The organism is Marisediminitalea sp. (genome assembly GCF_984433645.1).
Map to the genome: position 1 here is coordinate 1 of NZ_CFIDRX010000067.1, position 21,770 is coordinate 21,770.

A 21,770-nucleotide genomic window follows, 5' to 3' on the forward strand; every position below is an offset into this window, starting at 1 on the left:
TGAATGGTTGAATAAAGCCGCCTCGAGCAACAAATACCAACAGCCAATGAGCATTTATGAAGTGCACCTTGGGTCATGGAAGCGTCCGCGAGATACGCAGCAACGTTATCTTACTTACAGGGAGTTGGCGGAAGAGCTGGTTAATTATGTGCTGGAAATGGGGTATACCCATATCGAGCTGTTACCAATTTCAGAATACCCATTCGATGGTTCATGGGGTTATCAGCCGGTCGGGTTGTTCGCGCCAACCAGCCGTTTTGGTTCACCGGATGAATTCAAATACTTCGTCGACACCTGCCACCAGGCCGGCATTGGTGTCATTATCGACTGGGTTCCCGCTCACTTCCCGGAAGATGGTCATGGTTTAGCCCGCTTTGACGGTACCCATGTCTACGAGTATGAAGACCCGCGCAAAGGTTGGCATCCGGATTGGAATTCGTGCATCTACGATTTTGGTAAGCAAACGGTCCGCCAGTTTTTAGTGGCCAATGCCCTCTACTGGCTGGAACACTTCCACGTTGACGGACTGCGAGTTGACGCCGTTGCCAGTATGTTATATCTGGACTACTCGCGTAACGACGGGGAATGGATCCCTAACGTGGATGGTGGCAACGAGAACTACGAGGCAATCAGTTTATTGCGCTGGATGAACGAAGAAGTGTACAAGCAGTTCCCACACGCCATGACAATCGCCGAAGAGTCGACCAGTTTTCCCAAAGTATCCAGACCGGTATTCGAAGGCGGACTGGGATTCGGATTCAAATGGAATATGGGCTGGATGCACGACTCACTGCATTATATTGCCAAAGACCCCGCCTACCGGGTCTATCACCATGGCGAGATGACATTCAGTATGGTGTACGCGTTTGATGAAAACTTCGTACTGCCCATATCTCATGATGAAGTGGTACACGGTAAGGGCAGCTTAATTGGTAAAATGCCTGGTGATGAATGGCAACAAGCTGCTAATTTGCGCAGCTACGCAGGCTTTATGTATGGTCATCCGGGCAAAAAATTGAATTTCATGGGCAATGAGATTGCCCAGGCATCAGAATGGAATCACGACAGCTCGGTTGACTGGTCGTTGTTACAGTTCGACAAGCATGCGGGCATTCAGCGCCTGTATCGCGACTTGAATGCGCTCTACAAGCATTATCCTGCGCTATACGAAGGCGATCACGACCATGGCAGTTTTAGTTGGATTGACCACGAAAATGCCGATCAAAGCGTTATCTCGTTTATGCGAAAGGCTACCGGCAGTGAACAACAAGTGTATGTCGTGAGCAATTTCACGCCAGTTCCCAGAGAGCAATTTCGGTTAGGCGTGCAACGAGCAGGCAAATATAAACTGGTATTGAATACCGATGATCGCGTATATTGGGGCAGTGGCTACCAGTGCGAAAAACAATTCAACGCCACGCCTGTCTCATGGAATAATCAACCGCATTCCATCGAGATCACATTACCCCCATTGGCAACCGTATTTATTGTAATTGAATAGGAGCAGCTGTGAACAGCGTGGCGCAACCCCTGATAGAGGAAGTCGGTCTTGGTGAGCCTTATCCGCTAGGCGCAACGGTCACTCCGACAGGTTGTAATTTTGCAGTACAGTGTCCTGATGCAAGGGCCGTCGTGTTATGTCTGTTTCACCCTGACACGGAAGAAACACTTGAAGAGTTGGTCATGCCAGCGAAAACGGGTGACGTATGGCATGTGTCTGTCAAGGGAGTTGAAGCCGGCCAGCTATATGGCTACCGGGTTGAACGAGGTGAAGAAACTCTGTTGAGCGTACCAACAGATAAACTGCTGATCGACCCTTATGCAAAAATGCTCAGCCGCGCTATGCATTGGAATGAGCGGCAGTACAAGGGTGACAGCCAATTTATGGTTGCAAAATCCGTGGTCGTAGAGCCAACGGAATGTAGCAATGATCATCGCCCGGCCAAACCAGACATTCCGCGTAATCAGCGGGTTGTATATGAAGCGCACCTGAAAGGATTAACGCAGTTACATCCGCAAATCCCGGAAGCGGATCGCGGTAAATTCAATGGTGCTGCCCATGAAGCCGTGATTGAACACCTGACCGGTTTAGGGGTAACAACCGTACAGTTTATGCCGCTGGCCGCATTTATGCCGGAGCCGTACATTACCGAAAAGGGCCTGACGAATTATTGGGGTTACAACCCGGTCAATTACTTCGCTCCTGAGCCGCGTTACAGTCAGAAACATGCAATTAAAGAATGCATGAACATGGTCGATGCTTATCACGAAGCGGGTATGGAAGTGGTTGTCGATGTGGTGTTTAACCATACCGCGGAAGGCGGAAAAGACGGCCCTGTTTTGTCATTCCGAGGATTTTTCCCTCATCAGGCTTATCTTCAAGAACAAACCGCGTCCGGGAAACTGGTTTACAGCAACCATTCGGGCTGCGGAAATACCGTTTATTCAGCACATCCCATCATGACAACGCTGATTATGGATGCGCTGCGGTATTGGGTATCAGTTATTGGGGTAGACGGCTTTCGCTTTGATTTGGCCGCTTGTCTTGGACGCGATCCACAGCAGTTTTCACCGTTTGCAGGGTTATTAAGAGCTATTCAGCAGGATCCGGTATTAAAAGGTTGTGTACTTATAGCCGAACCCTGGGACATCGGCCCGGGAGGTTATCAACTGGGCGCATTCGGCGCTCACTGGCTCGAATGTAATGATAAGTTCCGCGATTCTGTTCGCGCATTCTGGCGTGGTGATACTGGCAGCACAGCTGATTTTGCTACCCGGTTGATGGGGTCCCGAGATATCTTTCCTAAACAATTCAGGCACATCAATACGTCAGTCAATAACGTTACTTACCACGATGGTTTTACGCTACAGGATTTAGTGAGTTATGCCGAGCGCCATAATCTGGCGAATGGTGAAGACAACCGCGATGGTCATGGACACAACCTGTCGGCTAATTATGGCGTAGAAGGTGAGACGCAGGACAAGCAAATCATTGCGATTCGTGAACAGCAAAAACGCAATTTGTTTGCGACCTTGCTGTTGTCTCAGGGAACGCCGCACATGTTAGGCGGGGACGAACTGAGCCGAACCCAGCAAGGCAACAACAATGCCTATTGCCAGGACAATGAAATCAGTTGGTTTGACTGGCGCCTGGACAAACGCAAGCAGGACTTTTTGGCCTTTTGTCAGTACGTCATTGCGTTGCGTAAATCGTCGGTATTGCTAAACAGTGCGTTTTTACCTGATGATCCGTTTCAGCTTCATCCTAATGTCAGCATGGTTAACTGGTACAAACCAGACGGCAGCGACAAAGAGAGCGAGGACTGGCAGGCGGAGAATAATAAAGCGTTTGCGCTGGAAATTCGTGGTGTACCGCAAAGCAATGAAGAAACAGAACACTGGTTGCTGTGTTTTAACGCCAGCGACAAAGAAGTCACCTTTAACACCCCCTTACTTACGCCAACCGGTGGATGGTCGCTGAAACTGGATACGCGTTATAAGTGTCCCAACGATCAGCCGAATATCCGTATTCAGCATTTGTTTTTACAAGCCCGACGGTCGTTTGCGGTTTTTCGCTATACCGACTTTCCCCGATAAAACGTAACGGCCTCAGGATGTGACTGAGGCCGACACCACTCATCAGACCTGCTACACTTTGAGAACACCGGTTTTCAGTACTGTGAACTGCCGGTTGTTCCAATCTGTAATCTGTATTGGAATTTAAGCGAAAAATCAGCGGTTAATACTTTTCATTCGTTGGCTGAGTGGTATTATGCGCACCCATCTAAAGTCTGAGGGCAGTTTCATGCGAGCAAGTGGCGAACAAGCACAAGCCAATTCATGTGATATCGGTGTTGTAGGGTTAGGCGTGATGGGTAAAAACCTGGCGCTGAATTTGGCTGATCATGGGTATCGGGTGGCTTGTTTTGACCTGGATGCCGGGCGTGTTGAAGCTATCGTAAAACAGGATGAGAAGGAGCGGGGAGAACAACCTGCACGTATTATTCCTGTTTCTGCCTTAGACGCTATGCTTGATTCATTGACCTCACCCGCTGTTATTTTGCTATCCATTCCTGCTGGTGACGCCGTGGACGCTGTTTGTGAGCAATTGATTACTGCCGGGCTTTCTCCGGATGATGTGGTTATTGATACTGGCAACAGTCTATGGACTGACTCCGTCGCCCGCGAGCAGAAATACGCCGATAAATTCCAATTCTTTACCACTGCCGTGTCAGGCGGTGAGGTAGGTGCCCGTTTCGGACCTTCATTGATGCCGTCAGGCTCTGAAAAGGCCTGGAAACGTGTTGCCCCCATGCTAAAAGCCATTGCCGCTAAAGTCGATCCACAAACCGGTAAGCCTATTGAAACGGCAGAGCCGGGTAAGCCTGTCACTGAGGGTGAACCATGTGCGGCGTACATCGGTCCAAATGGCGCAGGTCATTACGTCAAAATGGTACACAACGGTATTGAATATGCCGATATGCAGCTCATTTGCGAGACGTATCATGTTATGCGTGTTGCGCTTGGTATGACGCCTGCTGAGATTGCCCGGGTATTCCGCAAATGGACCGAGGGACCGCTGGATTCTTACCTGATTGAGATCAGCGCTGAAGTGCTGGAGCAAACTGACGCTGAGTCACAACAGCCACTGGTTGACGTTATTCTGGATAAAGCGGGTCAGAAGGGTACCGGGCTATGGACTGCTGTGAGTGCACTGCAAATTGGCTCACCGGCACAAACCATTGCTCAGGCTGTTTTCGCCAGAAGCCTGTCGAGTCTGAAAACCGAACGCGTCGCTGCAGCGAATACGCTGGCAGGCCCTACTGCGCCAGTGATTGCAGAAGATCAACGAGAAACGGTTATTCGTCAGCTTGAGCATGCGCTCTACTGTTCGAAAATATGCGCATACGCGCAGGGCTTTCAGCTCATGGACGCTGCCGCTAAAGAGCAGGGCTGGACACTCCACTTTGCAGAGATCGCAAAAATCTGGCGCGCAGGTTGTATTATTCGCGCTGTGTTTTTGCAGTCAATTACACAGGCTTTCGAGAAGCAAGCTGATTTGCCAAACCTGCTGATGGCCCCGTTCTTTGTAGAACAACTGGCCAGCCATCAGGATGATTGGCGTGGCGCGGTCGCACTGAGCGCGGTGCATGGGATCCCTTGTCCTGCTATGATGTCGGCGTTGAGTTACTATGATTCATACCGCACCGCAGTCCTACCTGCCAACTTGTTGCAAGGGCAGCGAGACTACTTCGGCGCGCATACCTATCAGCGTACAGACAAACCGGCTGGCCAGAAATATCACACCGAGTGGAGTGATCCAACCAGGCCGGAACATCTTATTTAGTTTAACAATGACGCGCTACTTAGCGCGTCTTTTGTTTCTGCGGTCTGAACAGTGGCTCACAAACACTACTCAGGCTTGTTATAGTGACTCAGTCCGGTTCAGCTAAAGGAGTCAATCATGCAATCCGATCCATGGCGCGAAAAATTAACAGAAGAAGAATACCGTGTTACCCGTCTTTCGGGTACCGAAAGGCCGTTTACCGGCAAATTACTGCATGAAAACCGTGATGGTACATTCTCGTGTAAATGCTGTGGTGCTGATTTATTCAGTTCGCTGGCCAAGTTTGATGCAGGATGTGGTTGGCCGTCATTTTACGCCCAGACCGAAGATAACAATGTGGGTTATCGGTTTGATGACAGTCACGGTATGCGTCGTACTGAAATTTTCTGTAAGCAATGTGATGCTCACTTAGGTCATGTGTTCGATGATGGACCGGCACCTACCGGGCAGCGCTATTGCGTTAATTCAGTCAGCCTGTCATTTAAGATTGCTAACGACAAAGCGTAATTCGGGTGATTGAGCAGCGGGTAATAACAACTATTACCCGCTCCAATAGTGAATATGCAAAAAAAATCACATTTTTTTTATGTAATTTTGTTTCAAATTTCACCTACAACTGGTCAATCTTCATTGCATGCGCATCGAAATCCCTGCCGCTGATAGCGTCGATGATATCGCCCGATAACTGATCAAGAATGTCGACTGGCAGGGAAAATTGTGTGGCCAGGGCAACTAACTGACTGTCGTCAATGTTGTCGGCAAAATGATTAGTGACTTTTGTCCATACATAGGCCATTCGGTAATTCTCTATTTCCAGAGACAGGGTGGCCAACTGGCTGCTGATGCTGCCATCAATCTCTGAATCGACATTGGCATAGTGACTTAGCGCCATGAACAAGGCGTTACGTGCAGCAATTGGATCAGTTGCAACCTGAATACTTGCCAGGTCTACGTAGTATTTAGGTTCACTGAAAACGCCGGCTTGAGCCGCGCGCACAAAGCGTTCCTTAGCGTCCTCATGACCAAATCTAGACCATTGATAATAAGACACATACGGGTCAGCGGAGTGACGCGTTTGCCACACCAGTTGACGCAACGCCTTATTCGCAGTGACGGCCGCCTCTTTGCGCCCGAATTCTCGTTCGCGGTATTTCTTATGTTGAATTTGTGATGCTTTGCTGATGCAGGCGTCGTAGTTTTCGAGGTGAATCAGCAGATCATACTTCGGGCGCTCGCTGTCATCGTTCTGATGGTCATAACGATGACGGATGATGTTGGATTTTTCAGCCCGGCACCAGCCATCCTGATTTAAATCTGCGCAAAAGTGCGGATAGTCTTCGCAGATCGTTTTAATCGTCGGCTCAAATAAATCACCACACCCTGTCACCAATCCCAAAAACAGGGCCAGAATCAACCAACGACAATGTGTGGAAAAATTACTAAATAAAAGTGGTTTAGCGCGGTGTTTTTTATATTTTTTGAAATTTTTCAACAATTTGGAGTTCCCTTTGTGTTTATTTAGAATGTCGCCCAACACGGCACAGGGCTACATTTACGGTTAATCTGCGTTCCGCAGACCCGTCAGATAAAAGCGTGTGCCCGGTTACATCGTCAATTTTATACATGATTTATTTGATGAAGGCACTAGTATGAACCAACCCTTTGAGCAAGAATTGCAAGCTAGCTGGCAGGAACGCCAGGAATACGCAGAAATGATGTTGCCGATTATTGGCAAGTTGTATCGGAATAACTCTGTTGAGATCACCGTATACGGCCGCACGTTGCTGAACGCAAGTGCCATCGATGTAATCAAAGCTCATCGTAAAGTCCGTTTGCACGAAGGTATTAAACTTCGCTTACGTGAGAGCTTTCCTATCCTTGAAGCTATCAGCCAAATGCAACTGGCGCCAGCGCAAATCGATATTGGCAAGCTGGCCTTCGATTATCACTACGGTAGTGCCGTCGACAAAACTGACCTGAATGCCTATTTACAGGACAAACTGGCTGACGTCGCAAATAAATCAGACGAACAAGTGCCTCAGGACGTGGTGCTATACGGGTTTGGTCGTATCGGTCGATTGCTGGCCCGTTTGCTGATTGAACGTCAGGGACAAAATAACAAGCTTCGTTTACGCGCTATCGTTGTGCGAGGCGGAAAAGATGGTGATTTAGAGAAACGCGCCAGTTTGTTACGCCGCGACTCGGTTCACGGTCCTTTTAATGGCAGCATTACCATTGATCACGAGCGCAAAGCCCTCAAAGCAAATGGTTCCTACATTCAGGTGATTTACGCGAATAGCCCGGACGAGGTGGATTACACTGAATACGGTATCGACAATGCGTTGGTCATCGACAATACCGGTATGTGGCGTGATCGCGATGGCCTGGGGTTACACCTTAAAGCCAAAGGCACTGCGAAAGTATTGCTGACAGCGCCTGGAAAAGGCGACATCAAAAACATCGTACATGGTGTAAACCAACAGGATATTCTTGCTGAAGACACCATTATGTCTGCGGCAAGTTGTACTACCAATGCCATTACCCCTGTGCTGAAAGCGCTGGATGAGGAGTACGGCATTGTTAACGGTCACGTTGAAACTGTTCACTCTTACACCAATGACCAGAACCTGATCGACAACTATCACAAAGCTGAGCGCCGTGGCCGCAGTGCACCATTAAACATGGTAATTACGGAGACTGGAGCGGCAAAAGCGGTTGCTAAAGCCTATCCAAAACTGGCTGGCAAACTGACTGGTAATGCTATCCGTGTACCGACGCCAAATGTATCAATGGCTATTTTGAATCTGAACCTCGAAAAAACCACCGATAAGGTGTCGGTTAACGAGTTCCTGCGTGATACGGCGTTGTTTTCGTCATTACAGCATCAAATCGATTACACAGCGTCAACAGAAGTGGTGTCTACTGACCTGGTGGGCTCGCGCGCCGCATCGGTCGTTGATTCACAGGCAACCATTGTTGCTGAAAATCGCCTGACCCTTTATGTGTGGTACGACAACGAATTTGGCTATAGCTGCCAGGTTCTGCGTGTAGCAATGGATATGGCCGGGATCAGCATTCCAAACCTGCCTCGCTAACCGCAACATTAACAATGGAAAATCCACGCGCTGTTGTAGAAATACAACAGCGCGTTTTTGTTTGCCATTTCCCATTATTGCAATCCGTATAAATGTTAAACACTTACTACAAAAACAGTCATTTCGCCGTTCAACGCCATGGCATTGTTCTTCTCGACTGTGTTAAATTAGTCGAAAATTGATAACAAAAAAGACAGATGCATATTTCAAGTCAATTCGACAGCGGTAACATCCGCGTCATTCAGGCCGACAATGCGAACGACATTGTGCTGGCCATCAATAAAGACAACCAATCCGATTTTTACCAGTGGTTTCACTTCCGCCTTCAGGGTGAGGTCAACCAGGTCCATAATTTGCGCATTACTGACTTAGCTAAATCAGCCTATCCGAAAGGCTGGGATGGCTACAACGTATGTGCTTCCTACGACAGACAAACCTGGTTTCGCGTAGACAGCGAATTTGACGGTGACAACCTGAGTTTTAGCCTGGCGCTGGAACACTCTCATGTGTATTTCGCTTACTTCACACCCTACAGCTATGAGCGCCATTTGGATTTGCTAAGTGATGCGCAAAATGCGCCTCAGTGCGAATTACGCTTGCTGGGCGAAACGCTGGACGGCAGAGATGTTTCCGTACTGGTAATTGGCGAAGAAGATGAGAGTAAACGCAAAGTTTGGGTAACAGCGCGACAGCATCCCGGCGAGTCGATGGCCGAATGGTGTGCTGAAGGGATGATTAATCGCTTGCTCGACGATCAGGATGGTATTGCCCGCGCGCTGTTGAATGACGCGGTGTTTTACATCGTACCTAACATGAACCCGGATGGCAGTGTACGCGGTCATTTGCGCACGAATGCGGCAGGCGCAAATCTGAACCGTGAATGGGCTACGCCTACTTTGGAACAAAGCCCGGAGGTTTACTACGTGCTCAATGCAATGCGCGAGACAGGTGTCGATATGTACCTGGATCTGCACGGTGATGAAGCGTTGCCCTACAACTTTGTGGCGGGCAGCGAGGGCATTCCCGCGTATTCTGAGCGTCTTGCCGCATTAGAAAATGGCTTCAAGCAAGCGTTGCTGCAAACAACACCAGAATTTCAGGATGAGTTTGGCTATGCCAAAGATGCGCCTGGTGAAGCCAATCTGACCATTGCGTCAAATGCGGTCGGACAAGAATTTGAGTGCCTGGCGTACACCGTCGAAATGCCGTTTAAAGATAATAATAATTTACCTGATCCACTGTATGGCTGGTCTGCACAGCGTTGCCAGCAGTTTGGTGAAGACCTGCTAGTTGCGACCCGCGCTGTGGTTTCGCACCTTCGTTAGGACATAACAACAATAAACATTAACAACAAGGGGAATCCGGTTTGGAAGGCTTGTATAACTTTTTAGTGTCATTGGATGGCATGCTGGGGGGCGCCGATTGGTTCCCCTTCGTACTACTTGGGGTGGGCTTGTTTTTCACCATCTACCTGAAATTTCCACAAATCCGCTTTTTTACCCATGCCTGGAAGGTGGTCACCGGTAAGTACGACCACAGTGATGATCCGGGTGACACGACACATTTCCGTGCGCTTACAACGGCGCTGTCGGGTACCGTTGGTACAGGTAATATCAGCGGTGTGGCATTTGCAATCTTCCTGGGCGGCCCGGCTGCATTATTCTGGATGTGGGCAACCGCTTTTTTAGGTATGACCACTAAATTTGTAGAAGTGACTTTGTCTCACAAGTACCGTGTGCAAACAGAAGACGGCTCCATGGCGGGTGGTCCCATGTATTTCATGGACCGTGGCCTGAACATGAAATGGCTGGCTGTTGCATTTGCCATTGCTACCGTAGTGAGCTCGTTTGGCACGGGCAACCTTCCGCAGAGTAACGGTATTGCAACCAGTATCGAAGCCACGTTTGGCTTTGAGCCCTGGATTGTGGGCAGTGTACTGGGTATTTTACTGGCACTGGTTATTCTAGGTGGTATCCAGCGTATTGCTGCCGTTACTGCGCGTATCGTGCCTATCATGGCTGTGGTTTATCTGATTGGCGCGTTGGCGGTTATTTTCGCCAATATCGAGAATATTGGTCCGTCGTTCGCTGCCGTTATCAGCGATGCGTTTACCGGTTCCGCTGCTGCAGGTGGTTTCCTCGGTGCCTCATTAGCTTATGCGTTCAACCGTGGCGTTAACCGCGGGTTGTTCTCTAACGAAGCAGGTCAGGGTTCTGCACCTATTGCGCACGCCGCTGCAAAAACCAAAGAGCCTGCCTCTGAGGGCATGGTATCTCTGCTTGAACCCTTCATTGATACCATCATCATTTGTACTATTACGGGCCTGGTTATCCTGTCCTCAGGCGTATGGAAAGAAAAGCATGAGAATGTGTTTGACCGCTCAGATATGATTTTTGTTGCCGGTGAATACTCAGACAAAGCCGACGATGACAAGGTTCAGTTGTACGGGTTTTTAAACAGTACGGGTGACAGCGATGTGAAGCCTTATACGGGTCCAATTTCTGTTGTTAACGGAACGGCCGTCACCTCGGGTTATACATTGATCAATGCACGCTCAATTGCCGAAGATGTGCAATACCTGGTAGGTAACGAAGACCCGTTTACGGGTACCCTGCAGATTAAAGACGGTAAGCCACTTAAACAAAACCTGGTTGTTAAGGGTAAATCGCTGGTCCACTCGGCCACGTTAACAACGATTGCGTTCACGCGCGGTTGGTTTGGTGATTTTGGTCAGTATATTGTGTCGGTAGGCTTGCTGCTATTTGCATTTTCAACCGCAATCGCGTGGTCATATTACGGCGACCGTGCAATGACGTATTTGTTGGGCCCTCGCTCTATCATGCCTTATCGGGTGATATACGTGGCCGGGTTTGTTTGGGCATCGTTTTCTGATACAACCCTGGTATGGGCGTTGTCCGCAGTGGCGATTGTTGTTATGACATTGCCTAACCTGTTCGGTATTGTGCTGCTGAGTAAAGAAATGAAGCAGACCGTTGATCAATACTGGCAGAGCGTAAAAAACAAACAGTAAAAGTAAACCAGTCTGGTTTGTTTTATGTAGATAGAACAAGCCGGTGTAAAAGCCAGGGTTCATTCCTGGCTTTTTGATATGTCCGGTTTGCAGTTCCGGGCATGAACTCACTATAAAACGGGAGATAGCATGGCGTTAATTGACTGTCCTGCATGTGGTAAAAAAATGTCGGACAAAGCGAAGTCTTGTTCACACTGTGACTTTGCTTATCAGGATGCTTCAATTGAAGATATTGAGCGCAAGCACAGTATGCAGCGCTTCAAGAAAATGCACAGTATTCAAAACCAATCCATGCTTGCCATGTTGTTGTTTATAGGCGGGTTTGGTTTTATGTATTGGGGTGGTGCGTCACCGGGTGATATGCAACACAATATGGCATTAACGGCCTGTGTTATTGGCTTTTTATGGTACGGCATTAACCGTGTAAGAATCGTATTGTTGAAACGGTCAGGAAAATGAATGTAGAACAAATTCTGGCAGCCATGACCCCCGAAGTTTATGACAGACTTCGTCAGGCGGTTGAAACCGGTAAGTGGCCGGATGGCAACCCATTGTCAGAGGAACAAAAAGAGAATTGCCTTCAGGCGGTATTGTTATATCAGGCCCGTGTTGCGCGCAGTAACGAGCACATGACGGTGGGTGAGAGCGGCGAAATCGTACACAAAAGCAAAAGTGAATTGCGTCAGGAATTACGTGAAACACAATCCAATGAACAATCCATAGCCCGGTTTAAGCAGGATGATATTTAGTCGATTTTTCGCGCCTTCCCACACTAGTAACAACCCGGATATCCGGTTAAAAGCCATTGAAAAACTATCGCCAGATTCGCCAAACGAGAAACGTATTTTGCACGAACTGGCCTTTAACGACGACGATGAACGCGTCAGCCTTGCAGCCTTAGAAAAGCTCGATGCATTTGCGCTTTGGCTGAAAATGTCTCAAATTGCCCGCAATACGCGTTTGCGTTCGGCGGCACAAGCCAAAGTCGAATGCGCGTTAATCGACGGTTCTCAACAGTTAAGCGTCAAAGAGGCAAAAGAGTATCTGCTGAAGTCTGCGCCGTCTGAACAAATTGTGCGTTGTTTACCGTTAATGACGGAATTGCACGAAGACACCGCATTTATTGCCCAGGCTATCAGCCGGGTAGGGCGAAGTGCTTTTTATCTTGAGATGCTGACATTAACGCCATCCGTTCATTTAAAGCACCATCTCATAGAACACTGTAGCGACATTGATGTGCTGCAAAAAGCACTGAAAAAGTGCCGCGACAGTCACACAGCGGCGATTATTAAAGCGCGGCTTGATGAAGTCAGGCTACTTGCACAAAAGCCGGTGGAACTGTCGAAAGACTGCACGCTAACCTTGTCCAAGATGCAAGCTTTACTCGATAAGTCAGATTTTCCGACTGTCGAAAAGCAGTTCAGTCTTCTGCAGGATGAGTACACCTCGCTGTCGGCAGATTTTTACTGTCTTGACGAGACCACTCGGGAGTCCTTTGAACAGAAATACAGTGCCATTGCAGATAAACTGTCTCGCCATCTGGCGCGACTGGAAGGGCCCTGGCGTGAGGCTCAGCAAGCCGTTGCGCATCAACAGGCTAAAGAACGCGTAGCTAGTACCGTGGAAACAGTAAAGCAGTACCACCAGAAGCTTCAGGGCGAACAACTACTCAGTTTGAGTTTAGGTGAGGTCAGCGAATTTCAAAAAGCGGTCGAGGCTGCTGAATCTGCTATTGAAGCCCTGCAGGCGTTCGAAACTCCCGCAGAGGAAATAGAGAGCTTACTGGAAAGCTATCGACACATTTGGGATGGTCTCCCCACGTTGCAACGTCAAGTCACCGAACTACAGGTACTACTCAAAGACTGGCAAGCGCAGGCTGAGAGCACTGAAGAGCCACTGTCACTGGATGCCGCGCAGATCAAGCAAGCGTGGACACAAGCTACGTCTGACATGGCAGTGGTGCCTGTGTTTCTTCAGACGCAATGGAAGACACTGAATAACACGCTGTCTGCTCACAAACGCCAGGCGCAGGCTCGCCAGCAATCTGACCTGAAATTATGCAGAAAACATATCAATATTATTGATAACCTGGTCTCACAGGGTAAATTTAATGCGGCGATGGTCAAATTTAGCAAGCTGTCTGAAATCTATCAGGCGCTACCTGATGCAACGCGCCAGGTCATAGACAAACGCTACCAACAAACCGAGGCTGAAATTGCCCGGCTTGAAGGCTGGCAGAACTACATTGCGGCGCCGCGCAAACCCCAGCTTATTGAGCAGGCTCAAGCGTTAGTATCTACCGATGATACCGACATGCCAGGCAGAGCCAAGGCCGTTAAGGTACTTAGGCAGCAATGGCTAAGCCTGGGAAGTACAGGTACAGCGGATGACGAAGCGTTAAACACGCAATTTGATACGCTGTTAGAAGAAGCATTCGCCCCTTGTCGGACCTATTTCGCTGAACTGGAGGCAGCACAGTTAAGTGCGGCTGAAGAGCGTGAACAACTGATTGCTCAATTGACGGCATTAGTCAGTGAGGACTATGAGCCACTCGCTCGTTATCAGCGCTTTGAACAACTAAAAAAGCAATGGCAACAAGCCCCCCAAACGGACGCTGAGCGTTATAATGCGCTGCGTAAACGTTGGGATGGGATCAGTGAACAGGTGAACGAATTATTGTCGCCGTGGATACAGCACAATCGCGAACAAAAAACAGCCCTGGTAGAGCAGGCTGAGTTACTCTCATCACAAGACGATGCCGCAGAAGCGTGTGAACAAGCAAAGTCGCTGCAGCAACAGTGGAAGCAAGTTGGTCCGGCGGGTAAACGGGTTGAGTCCAAATTGTGGTTTGCGTTTAAGGCTGCGAATGACGTTGTGTTCGGTAAAGCAAAGGCTCAACAGCAGCAGGCCAGAAGCCAACAACGCTCTGTTGCACAGCAGTGGCAACAATCGTTAGACACGCTTAGCGCCGAGATTGAACAAACACCTCTGCCTGAGCATCAGGAAGCCGTTATCGCGCTAGGGGACGAACTCGCCTCGTTAGCCGTTCACCCGAAGGAAAGAAAAGCACTGGGCTCACAGTTAAGTAAGGTGAAAGCCGTGCTGGATGAGGCGCTGCTGAGTCAGCTGCAGGATTCAATTACCCGTCAGGTTGACGCCGTTGTAGAATCGCTTGGCGATACTACGGATATCAACGAATCACTGACGCCAGCCTTAGCGCCTGACTTGCCGGTGAGTTGGTGGAAAGGGCAAGTCGCAGACAACGAGAATGATTTGCAACACGACATGTTAATGTTGGAAGTGCTTGCGCAACAGCCGTCGCCTACAGAGCTAGAATCACAGCGTTCTACCGTGCAGTTACAGTTGATGCAAAGTAAATTGAATGGCTCAGCGCTGCCCGACACTGATGCGTTAATTGCACGTGTTATTGCCTCTTCGGGTCAATTCGACGCTGCCAAAGGGGAAGGGTGGCAACGTCGGTTGCAGGGTATTCTGAGTTACTATGCTATGCCGGCGCTGGAGGAGTAATGCAAAACGCCATTGAATATGTATTCGATACTCAACCTCAGGCGTACCGTTTTCTCAACACGGCTAAGCACCTTCAGGCTGACAACCTGAAGGTGAAGTATGGCCAGTCTAATTTCCATGTACGTGTGAGTTATCGCATTAAAACAGGTGAGTTCGACACCATGCTAGCGCAGTTGGATGATTTGGCGTCAGAGCTCGGAGGAAGTGAAATCTGACGCTTCGCGTTGTGCTTATTCGACAGACAGCGTCACATTATACCCGGCAAATTTGCGGATATTGATGACTCTGTCTTCATTTAGCATCCAGTACTGACCTTTTATGCCGGTCAATGTACCACTAAATTGCGGCGTTTTATCCAGATTCAGCGACTTAATTTTCACTGGGTACGTATCGACAGGGTAGTTAATGGTGTGCAATGTGTCATCCACCGTAGAAAACGCCTGTAAGCCTTTATCCTGCGCAATCTTATTCAGTTCTTCATCCAGCTCTGCAAGTAATCGTTGCTTTAACCCGGTTAAATCCTGAGGTTCTGCAGCCCCTTTTAACATCGTCCGCCAGTTCGTTTTATCACCGATAAACTGGGTGCAGAGTTTTTCAATACGCCCACTGGTTAGTCTGTCTGGTACGCGGAGCATCACGGTAGCCTGGGTTGCACCCTGATCAATCCAACGGCTGGAAATGCCGTCGGTCACATGTCGGGTAATACCCACTTTCATGTTGCCGGTATTGGCCAGATACACAAAGTGGTCAGATAAACAGTGTGCTTCCCCCCATTGTGGGTCACGGCAGGTGCCTTCGTGATAATGGCACAACTCAGGCTTAATAATACAGGTGTCGCACTCAGCCAGCTTCATCATACAGGGATAGCAATATCCCTGATTGAAGCTTTTTTTGGTTTTGCGATCGCAGTTTACACAGTGAATGTCGCCGTGGAACTCTACCGTAAGCTCCCGCCCGATCAGTGCGTTCATGTCAACGCTGTGCTCACCAATGGGTAATGCATATTGAGCAACGCAATCGTCGTTTGCGCTAACTCGCATTTTTCTTAAATTTCCAGTGTATTGCATGTGGTAAGGCACCTTATTCAGTCAGTTCGCCGCGCAGGCTTTTGGTCAGTGCGTGTTTAAGTTCGCTGAAAGTCAGCTGCTGGCTTAACAAGCAATGTAATTTAGCTAACGTGGCTTCTGGCGTCATGTCGTGACCTGAAACCACCCCAATCTGGGAGAGGCCGTGACCAGTTTTATACCCGCCCATGTTTACTTTACCGCGCAAACATTGAGTACAATTGATCACCACAATGTCGCGCTCTGCAGCCAACTTCAGTTGCGCGAGAAGGGCAGGGTTTTGTGGTGCGTTGCCGACCCCGTAGCTCAATAGGATCAGGGCATTAACGGGTTGTTGAATGGTATTTTCTATGACCGCCGGTGAAATACCTGGGTACAAGCTCACGAGGCCGATAGGCTGGGCTTTAACCGGATTTACTTTCAGTGTATGCGGGGTGTAATCGGTAATTTTGCCTGCTTTCACGCGAATATTGATTCCCGCCTCTAATAATGGAGGGAAGTTCGGAGAATCAAACGCGTCAAATCCATCAGCGTCTACTTTACGGCTGCGATTACCACGTAATAACTTGTTATTAAAATACAAACTGACTTCGGCAATCGGGTAATTAGCAGCAATGTACAATGCATTGAGTAAGTTCTCCTGGCCGTCTGAACGGAGCTCAGCAAAGGGAATTTGCGAACCCGTGACGATGACCGGTTTACCGAGGTTTTCCAGCATAAAACTGAGAGCCGATGCTGTATAGGCCATGGTGTCTGTGCCGTGGAGTATAATAAAGCCGTCGTACTGTTCGTAGTGTTGTGCGATATCATCTGCGATGTGCTGCCAATCTGCGGGGCTCATATCCGATGAATCCATAAGTTCATCGTATTCGTGCAGGGTATACAGGGGCATTTCTTCCCGATGAAACTCCGGCATGTTAGCCAGTGTTTCAGCCAGGAAACCGGGAGCAGGCACGTAGCCTTGGGAGGATGGCCGCATACCGATGGTGCCGCCCGTGTAGGCAATATATATATGTTTACGCATAATGATGGTCGTTTTTCTGTTTTGCGCGCATTGTAACAAGCCTTACAGTTCGGGGGTACAGCCGAAGGTCAATATTCCGGATTGTCGGGTCGAATCGCTAACGATTTTGTATTAGGCTATGGCGATAATTTTGCGACCAGTCAGGTACGCATCGTAGTAATAATAACGAAAAAAGGAATGCCTCATGGCGGTAAAACAAGGGAGCCTGGTTTGTGTTGGGCCCGGAATGGTGCTGGGAGCGCACATGTCGGAGCGCTGCAGAAATCACATTAGTCAGGCAGACGTAGTATTCAGTAGCTGTCACCCGGTTATAGAACAGTGGATTTCCACTATGAATCCTGACGTTCGTTCATTACAAGGCTTATACGGTAAAGACAAAGATCGCGGGCAAACCTATGCAGAAATGCAAGCCGCTTTGATACAGGCTGTGCGGGATGGTTGTCGTGTTGTGGGTGTTTTTTATGGTCATCCCGGGGTGTTTGCTCAGGTTCCCCATGCGGCAATACAACAAGCTCGCGAGGAAGGCTTTGAAGCCTGGATGGAACCGGGCATTTCTGCGGATGCATGTTTGTATGCAGACATGGGCATTGACCCTGGTGCCTTCGGGTGTCAGTCGTTTGAGACCAGCCAGTTTATGTTTTACAAGCGCGCAATTGATCCAACTGCTTATTTAATTCTGTGGCAACTAGGGCATGCCGGGGATTTGTCGATGACGCCAAGGCAGACCGGGCCGGAACAACGGACGGTATTAATGAACATGCTGCTGGAATATTATGCACCTGATCATAACATTGCGATTTACGAATCTCCGTTTTTGCCCACGCAACGACCAAAAATAGACTGGTTTCCATTACAAGAGCTACCCGATGCCGATGTTTCTCTGATTTCGACGTTGGTGGTCCCGCCGGGTAAAAAATTAACGCCAAATCATGCAATTGTTAAACAATTAAAATCGATTTCTGGCGCGTAGCGTGGTAAAAAGAAGTTTAGTTTATAAACCCGTATGGATAAAAGAGGTAAAACAATGACTGCTATTAAAATTTTAGAGAAACTCGGTGTCGATCCAAATTCTGATTTGTCACAATTGACTGAGCAAGACCGCGCTGAAATAGAGGCGCTAATGACATCAATGGCAGATACTGAAAATCAACCAGCACTCACGATAGTTAAGCCTGATTCGCCTGACGAAGAAGAGCCTAAAGAACCTGAATCTGTTTCTGTTTAGTAAATGGTGCATTAAGTAGCAGTATGCATCGCCTTTTTAGTAGATCATGTGTCCTTTTCGCCGTGTTGGCTATTTGGACACATTTTGCTTTTGGCCAATCCAATTATGGCTTTGAGCTAGCAGATATTGACCAGGGCCGTCTTTCAAGCCCCGAGCAAAGCCGTAACCGTCTTTCGGCTATTCCCATTAACGCATTGAGTGCCGAAGAACGTGAATATTATCAGTATTTGAATGCGTATTTTCTTACCTTTGATGGCGATCTAGATGCGGTGATTGCCGAATATTCCGCGTTGTTGGAGGTTTCGCAGAGCCCCGACATTCGCATTCGTACATTTAGCTCATTGATCAATTTACTCGGAGCAAAAAAACAATGGCAGGAAGGGTTCTATCGCGTCGAAGAGCTGTTGGCTCTATTGCAGAATCACCCTGATTCAACATACCGTCCTGCTGCATACATCGCTCTGGCATTGTTATATAAACAAATTAATCAGCCTGAAACGGCTCTGCATTTTGCCGAAAGGGCACTTTCGATAGACAACATTGATTTGTTCCATAAGTGTTTAGCGATGGAAGTGAAATTAGTGTCTGTTCTCAATCTGGATATTGAGCAGCTTTCACTGTCTGACTTTACTGACGCTGATGCAGTGTGCAATGCAGCTAACTTAGATTACGAATTGATAAATATTGCGCTGTGGAAAATCAAGTGGCTAAAACAACAAGCCCGTTATCAAGAAGCGTTGAATGTACTTCAATTAACGCTCTATCAGGCAGAACAATTTCGCCAGGACTCTCAATTAATTGAAATATATAACCAGTTCGCAACGTTACATGTTGCTCTAAAGCAATATGAAGAGGCGCAGCAATATGCAGAAATGGCATTGTCCCTTGACAATATTGATAGCTTTGTTGGTGCCAAGATCACGATGTTTGACGTGTTACGTCAGCTGGCTGAGGTAAAGCAGGATTTCGAGCAAGCTTACTACTATCTGAATGAAAAGCTGTCGCTGGAAAAAACCATGTTCGAAACCAAACTGGCAAATGAAATGGCAATTCAGAAAGCCTGGTTTGAAGTCGATGCCAAACAAAACCAGATTGAATTGTTAGACAAGCAGAATGACCTGTTAAAAACCGAGTCTCAACTGACTACCGAGCAATTGGAAAACTCACTGCTGGCTTTATCTTTGGTGTCGCTACTATTAGCAACGTTGTTATTCTGGTCTTACCGAAGCAGAAAAGTACAGGCTAAGTTGCGATATTATGCCCATACAGATGGACTGACCCGCATTTATAACCGCGGCTTTTTCACCGATAGCGCCGAAAACCTGCTGAGTCAGGCACAAAAGAACAACAATCCAGTGTCGCTCATTCTGTTGGATTTGGACCATTTTAAAAATATTAACGATTCGTTTGGACATCAGGTGGGTGATTGGGCTTTGACTCAGGTAGCAAGCACGATATCCCGGTGTGTAGGTCAACACGGTATCGTTGGTCGGCTTGGTGGTGAAGAATTTGGTATCGCTTTAACGGTGACCGATAGCGGCGTGGGTATGCGTATTGCGGAAGAATGTCGTAAGGCAATAGACAATATTGATACCAGTCAATCGGGTTACAATTTCAAGTTAACAGTCAGTGCCGGGGTAGGGTGTTCCTCACACGCTGGCTATAAGCTCGATAACCTGTATGCCGCTGCCGACTTAGCGCTGTATCAGTCTAAGCACTACGGTCGTAACCGTGTATATGAATATTCGGCGAATATGTCGTCATAATCGTTAAAAAAGCTTACAATCCCTGTTTTTATCGACGCTACGGACTGCTCTCTCATTAGGACCCTGAATCGATTTGCCTGTGTTATATTGAGAGGTAGTTTTGTTTTATAAGCGGACAAAAATTGCGGTTAAGCAATTTTTGACAATAAGCCTGCTACTGCTGTTTGAATTTATGAGTCCTCTGTGTGCCGCACAGGAGGCGATTGAATTAATTGAACAAGCTGATACTTTGCGCGTTACCGAACGGCAGTCCTCTGTGGCGCTTTTAAAAAAAGCCAGCCGTTTGACACTCTCACCGTATGAACAGGATTACCTGAATTACCTGACCTCTTTTCACGTTGCCATGGGCGGCGATATTTCCAAAGCGGCAAGGCAAATAGAGCCACTCCTTTCTCGTCATGTTTCAGGCCGTTTGGCTCTCCGATTACGCGCTACATTACTCAGTCTTTACGCAGGTACGAAAGAATGGGAAAAAGGCGTAATACTGGTCAATGAACTGGCTACCATTCAAAAAGAAGCTCCCAGAGACACTGATTGGTATACCGCACGTGTCGGGCAGATATTCTTTTTCCTTCACCTGGAACTCTTTGACGACGCATTGCAGTTAATACTGGATGCGAGGAGTTATCCTGAAGTCATCTCTGAAGAGCTAAACTGTCGCTTTACGACCTATGAATTTGTGTCATTGAAAGGATTGCATTCGCAGCGCATCGACAATGTTTGGCTACAAAAATTACAGAATACCTGTGATCACCTTACTCCAAATGTGTACACCATTGAATATGTCGTCAGTTGGGCAGAGTTACTTAATGAACGAAAAGACTATCAGTCGACTGTGGACTTTGTTGAGGCGCACTGGGAGAAAGTCAGTCAACTTAATTATTATCACTTATTTGCCGAACTGCAGGAATTTTATGCCAGCGCTTTGTTCTCACTGGGGCGATATCAGCAGGCCGAGGCAATCGTAAACGAACTGGTCAACAATCCGCTGTCTGAAAATTATTTGCAAGGCTTCTTGAATGCCAGCATGTTGAAATCGGATTTGGCAATGAAACGGCAAAATTTTGCTGAGAGTTATCATTGGCTACGTATTGCGAGCGAACTGAGGCGACAGGAGCAGAAAAGTGCTCTGACTAAGCGTTTAGCCATTGCGCAAGCCGAATTCAGCCTGGCAGCATCAGAAAGAGCGTTGCAATCACTGTCGAAACAAAATGCACTGCTGGAAAGTGAGTTGTCGGTGAGCCACCAACGCATGCTAAATACCTATCTGGTTGTGGTGTTGTCAGCCACCTTGATGTTACTGACGCTGGTTAGCCTGTTCCGACATCGCCAGCAGCGAAAACGTTTGATTACGACCGCGAATACCGACGCCTTAACCGGATTGGCGAATAGACGCTGTTTTACCGAAACCGTGTCTTCATACTTAAGAGATATCGAACCTACCACAACGTACAGTCTGGTGCTGTTTGATTTGGATAATCTGAAGTGGGTCAACGATGGCTTCGGGCATCAAAATGGTGACTGGGTATTACAGCAGGTAAGTCAGTGTATATCCGCGCTGGAATCGCCGTCTGTACTCAGTGCGGCAAGGATAGGAGGAGAAGAGTTCGCTATCTTCCTGCAGGATATGGCTGCCGACCAGGCGCAGCAATTTGCAGATCAATTACAGCAACACTTTCAAGTTATTGAT

18 protein-coding genes are annotated in these 21,770 nt (G+C 48.1%); 15 read left to right on the top strand and 3 right to left on the bottom strand.

Annotated features, from left to right (window positions below):
- The 4 genes from glgB to msrB form a co-directional block, all read left to right on the top strand.
- On the top strand, window positions 1–1,501 hold a 1,501-nt coding region (gene glgB, locus AC4MRN_RS10385), incomplete at its 5' end, for a 1,4-alpha-glucan branching protein GlgB (RefSeq protein WP_491203233.1).
- An 8-nt stretch (window positions 1,502–1,509) separates the two neighbouring features.
- Complete coding sequence (gene glgX / locus AC4MRN_RS10390) at window positions 1,510–3,597, top strand: glycogen debranching protein GlgX (protein ID WP_491203234.1); 2,088 nt, start codon at window positions 1,510–1,512, stop codon at window positions 3,595–3,597.
- Between the two features lie 208 nt (window positions 3,598–3,805).
- The gene (gnd, locus tag AC4MRN_RS10395) at window positions 3,806–5,347 is read left to right on the top strand and encodes an NADP-dependent phosphogluconate dehydrogenase (RefSeq protein WP_491203235.1); all 1,542 of its coding nucleotides are present in this window, start codon (window positions 3,806–3,808) and stop codon (window positions 5,345–5,347) included.
- A 117-nt stretch (window positions 5,348–5,464) separates the two neighbouring features.
- Window positions 5,465–5,854 carry a peptide-methionine (R)-S-oxide reductase MsrB gene (gene msrB, locus AC4MRN_RS10400; RefSeq protein ID WP_491203236.1) on the top strand — a complete coding sequence of 130 codons (390 nt, stop codon included), beginning with the start codon at window positions 5,465–5,467 and terminating at the stop codon, window positions 5,852–5,854.
- A gap of 103 nt (window positions 5,855–5,957) precedes the next feature.
- Here msrB and AC4MRN_RS10405 read toward each other — a convergent pair whose 3' ends face one another.
- Entirely contained in the window at window positions 5,958–6,734 is a 777-nt protein-coding gene (locus AC4MRN_RS10405; protein WP_491203241.1) for a DUF2989 domain-containing protein, read from the bottom strand.
- 262 nt (window positions 6,735–6,996) lie between these two features.
- Here AC4MRN_RS10405 and AC4MRN_RS10410 point away from each other — a divergent pair, with 262 nt between their 5' ends.
- The 7 genes from AC4MRN_RS10410 to AC4MRN_RS10440 all read left to right on the top strand — a co-directional run bounded on the left by AC4MRN_RS10410 (window position 6,997) and on the right by AC4MRN_RS10440 (window position 15,216).
- Window positions 6,997–8,442: a glyceraldehyde-3-phosphate dehydrogenase gene (locus AC4MRN_RS10410; protein ID WP_370164498.1), complete on the top strand. Its 1,446-nt coding sequence runs from the start codon at window positions 6,997–6,999 to the stop codon at window positions 8,440–8,442.
- 197 nt (window positions 8,443–8,639) lie between these two features.
- Entirely contained in the window at window positions 8,640–9,767 is a 1,128-nt protein-coding gene (locus AC4MRN_RS10415) for a M14 family metallopeptidase (protein ID WP_073321552.1), read from the top strand.
- Window positions 9,768–9,847: 80 nt separating this feature from the next.
- Window positions 9,848–11,473 carry an alanine/glycine:cation symporter family protein gene (locus tag AC4MRN_RS10420; RefSeq protein ID WP_491203242.1) on the top strand — a complete coding sequence of 542 codons (1,626 nt, stop codon included), beginning with the start codon at window positions 9,848–9,850 and terminating at the stop codon, window positions 11,471–11,473.
- A gap of 129 nt (window positions 11,474–11,602) precedes the next feature.
- Window positions 11,603–11,932: a zinc ribbon domain-containing protein gene (locus tag AC4MRN_RS10425; protein WP_073321546.1), complete on the top strand. Its 330-nt coding sequence runs from the start codon at window positions 11,603–11,605 to the stop codon at window positions 11,930–11,932.
- On the top strand, window positions 11,929–12,222 hold the full coding sequence (locus AC4MRN_RS10430) for a YeaC family protein (protein WP_073321543.1): 294 nt from the start codon (window positions 11,929–11,931) through the stop codon (window positions 12,220–12,222). Before AC4MRN_RS10425 ends, AC4MRN_RS10430 begins: the two co-directional genes overlap by 4 nt.
- Window positions 12,212–15,001, top strand: coding sequence for a DUF349 domain-containing protein (locus AC4MRN_RS10435; RefSeq protein WP_491203237.1), 2,790 nt, complete (start codon window positions 12,212–12,214; stop codon window positions 14,999–15,001). The genes AC4MRN_RS10430 and AC4MRN_RS10435 overlap by 11 nt, the downstream gene beginning before the upstream one ends.
- Window positions 15,001–15,216 (top strand): hypothetical protein, encoded by a 216-nt coding sequence (locus tag AC4MRN_RS10440; RefSeq protein WP_073321537.1) that lies wholly within the window; start codon window positions 15,001–15,003, stop codon window positions 15,214–15,216. The genes AC4MRN_RS10435 and AC4MRN_RS10440 overlap by 1 nt, the downstream gene beginning before the upstream one ends.
- A gap of 15 nt (window positions 15,217–15,231) precedes the next feature.
- On the opposite strand, the gene AC4MRN_RS10445 is transcribed toward AC4MRN_RS10440, so the two are convergent.
- Window positions 15,232–16,041, bottom strand: coding sequence for a DUF2797 domain-containing protein (locus AC4MRN_RS10445; RefSeq protein WP_491203238.1), 810 nt, complete (start codon window positions 16,039–16,041; stop codon window positions 15,232–15,234).
- A gap of 40 nt (window positions 16,042–16,081) precedes the next feature.
- Window positions 16,082–17,089, bottom strand: coding sequence for an asparaginase (gene ansA / locus AC4MRN_RS10450; RefSeq protein ID WP_370164817.1), 1,008 nt, complete (start codon window positions 17,087–17,089; stop codon window positions 16,082–16,084).
- A gap of 184 nt (window positions 17,090–17,273) precedes the next feature.
- On the opposite strand from ansA, the gene AC4MRN_RS10455 reads away from it, so the two are divergent.
- The 4 genes from AC4MRN_RS10455 to AC4MRN_RS10470 form a co-directional block, all read left to right on the top strand.
- A complete protein-coding gene (locus AC4MRN_RS10455) occupies window positions 17,274–18,059 on the top strand; it encodes an SAM-dependent methyltransferase (protein WP_073321526.1) in 786 nt (261 codons plus the stop codon).
- A gap of 54 nt (window positions 18,060–18,113) precedes the next feature.
- Entirely contained in the window at window positions 18,114–18,314 is a 201-nt protein-coding gene (locus tag AC4MRN_RS10460; RefSeq protein ID WP_073321523.1) for a hypothetical protein, read from the top strand.
- A 62-nt stretch (window positions 18,315–18,376) separates the two neighbouring features.
- Complete coding sequence (locus tag AC4MRN_RS10465; RefSeq protein WP_491203239.1) at window positions 18,377–20,080, top strand: tetratricopeptide repeat-containing diguanylate cyclase; 1,704 nt, start codon at window positions 18,377–18,379, stop codon at window positions 20,078–20,080.
- Window positions 20,081–20,336: 256 nt separating this feature from the next.
- The coding region (locus AC4MRN_RS10470) for a GGDEF domain-containing response regulator (RefSeq protein WP_491203240.1) at window positions 20,337–21,770 on the top strand (1,434 nt) is incomplete at its 3' end.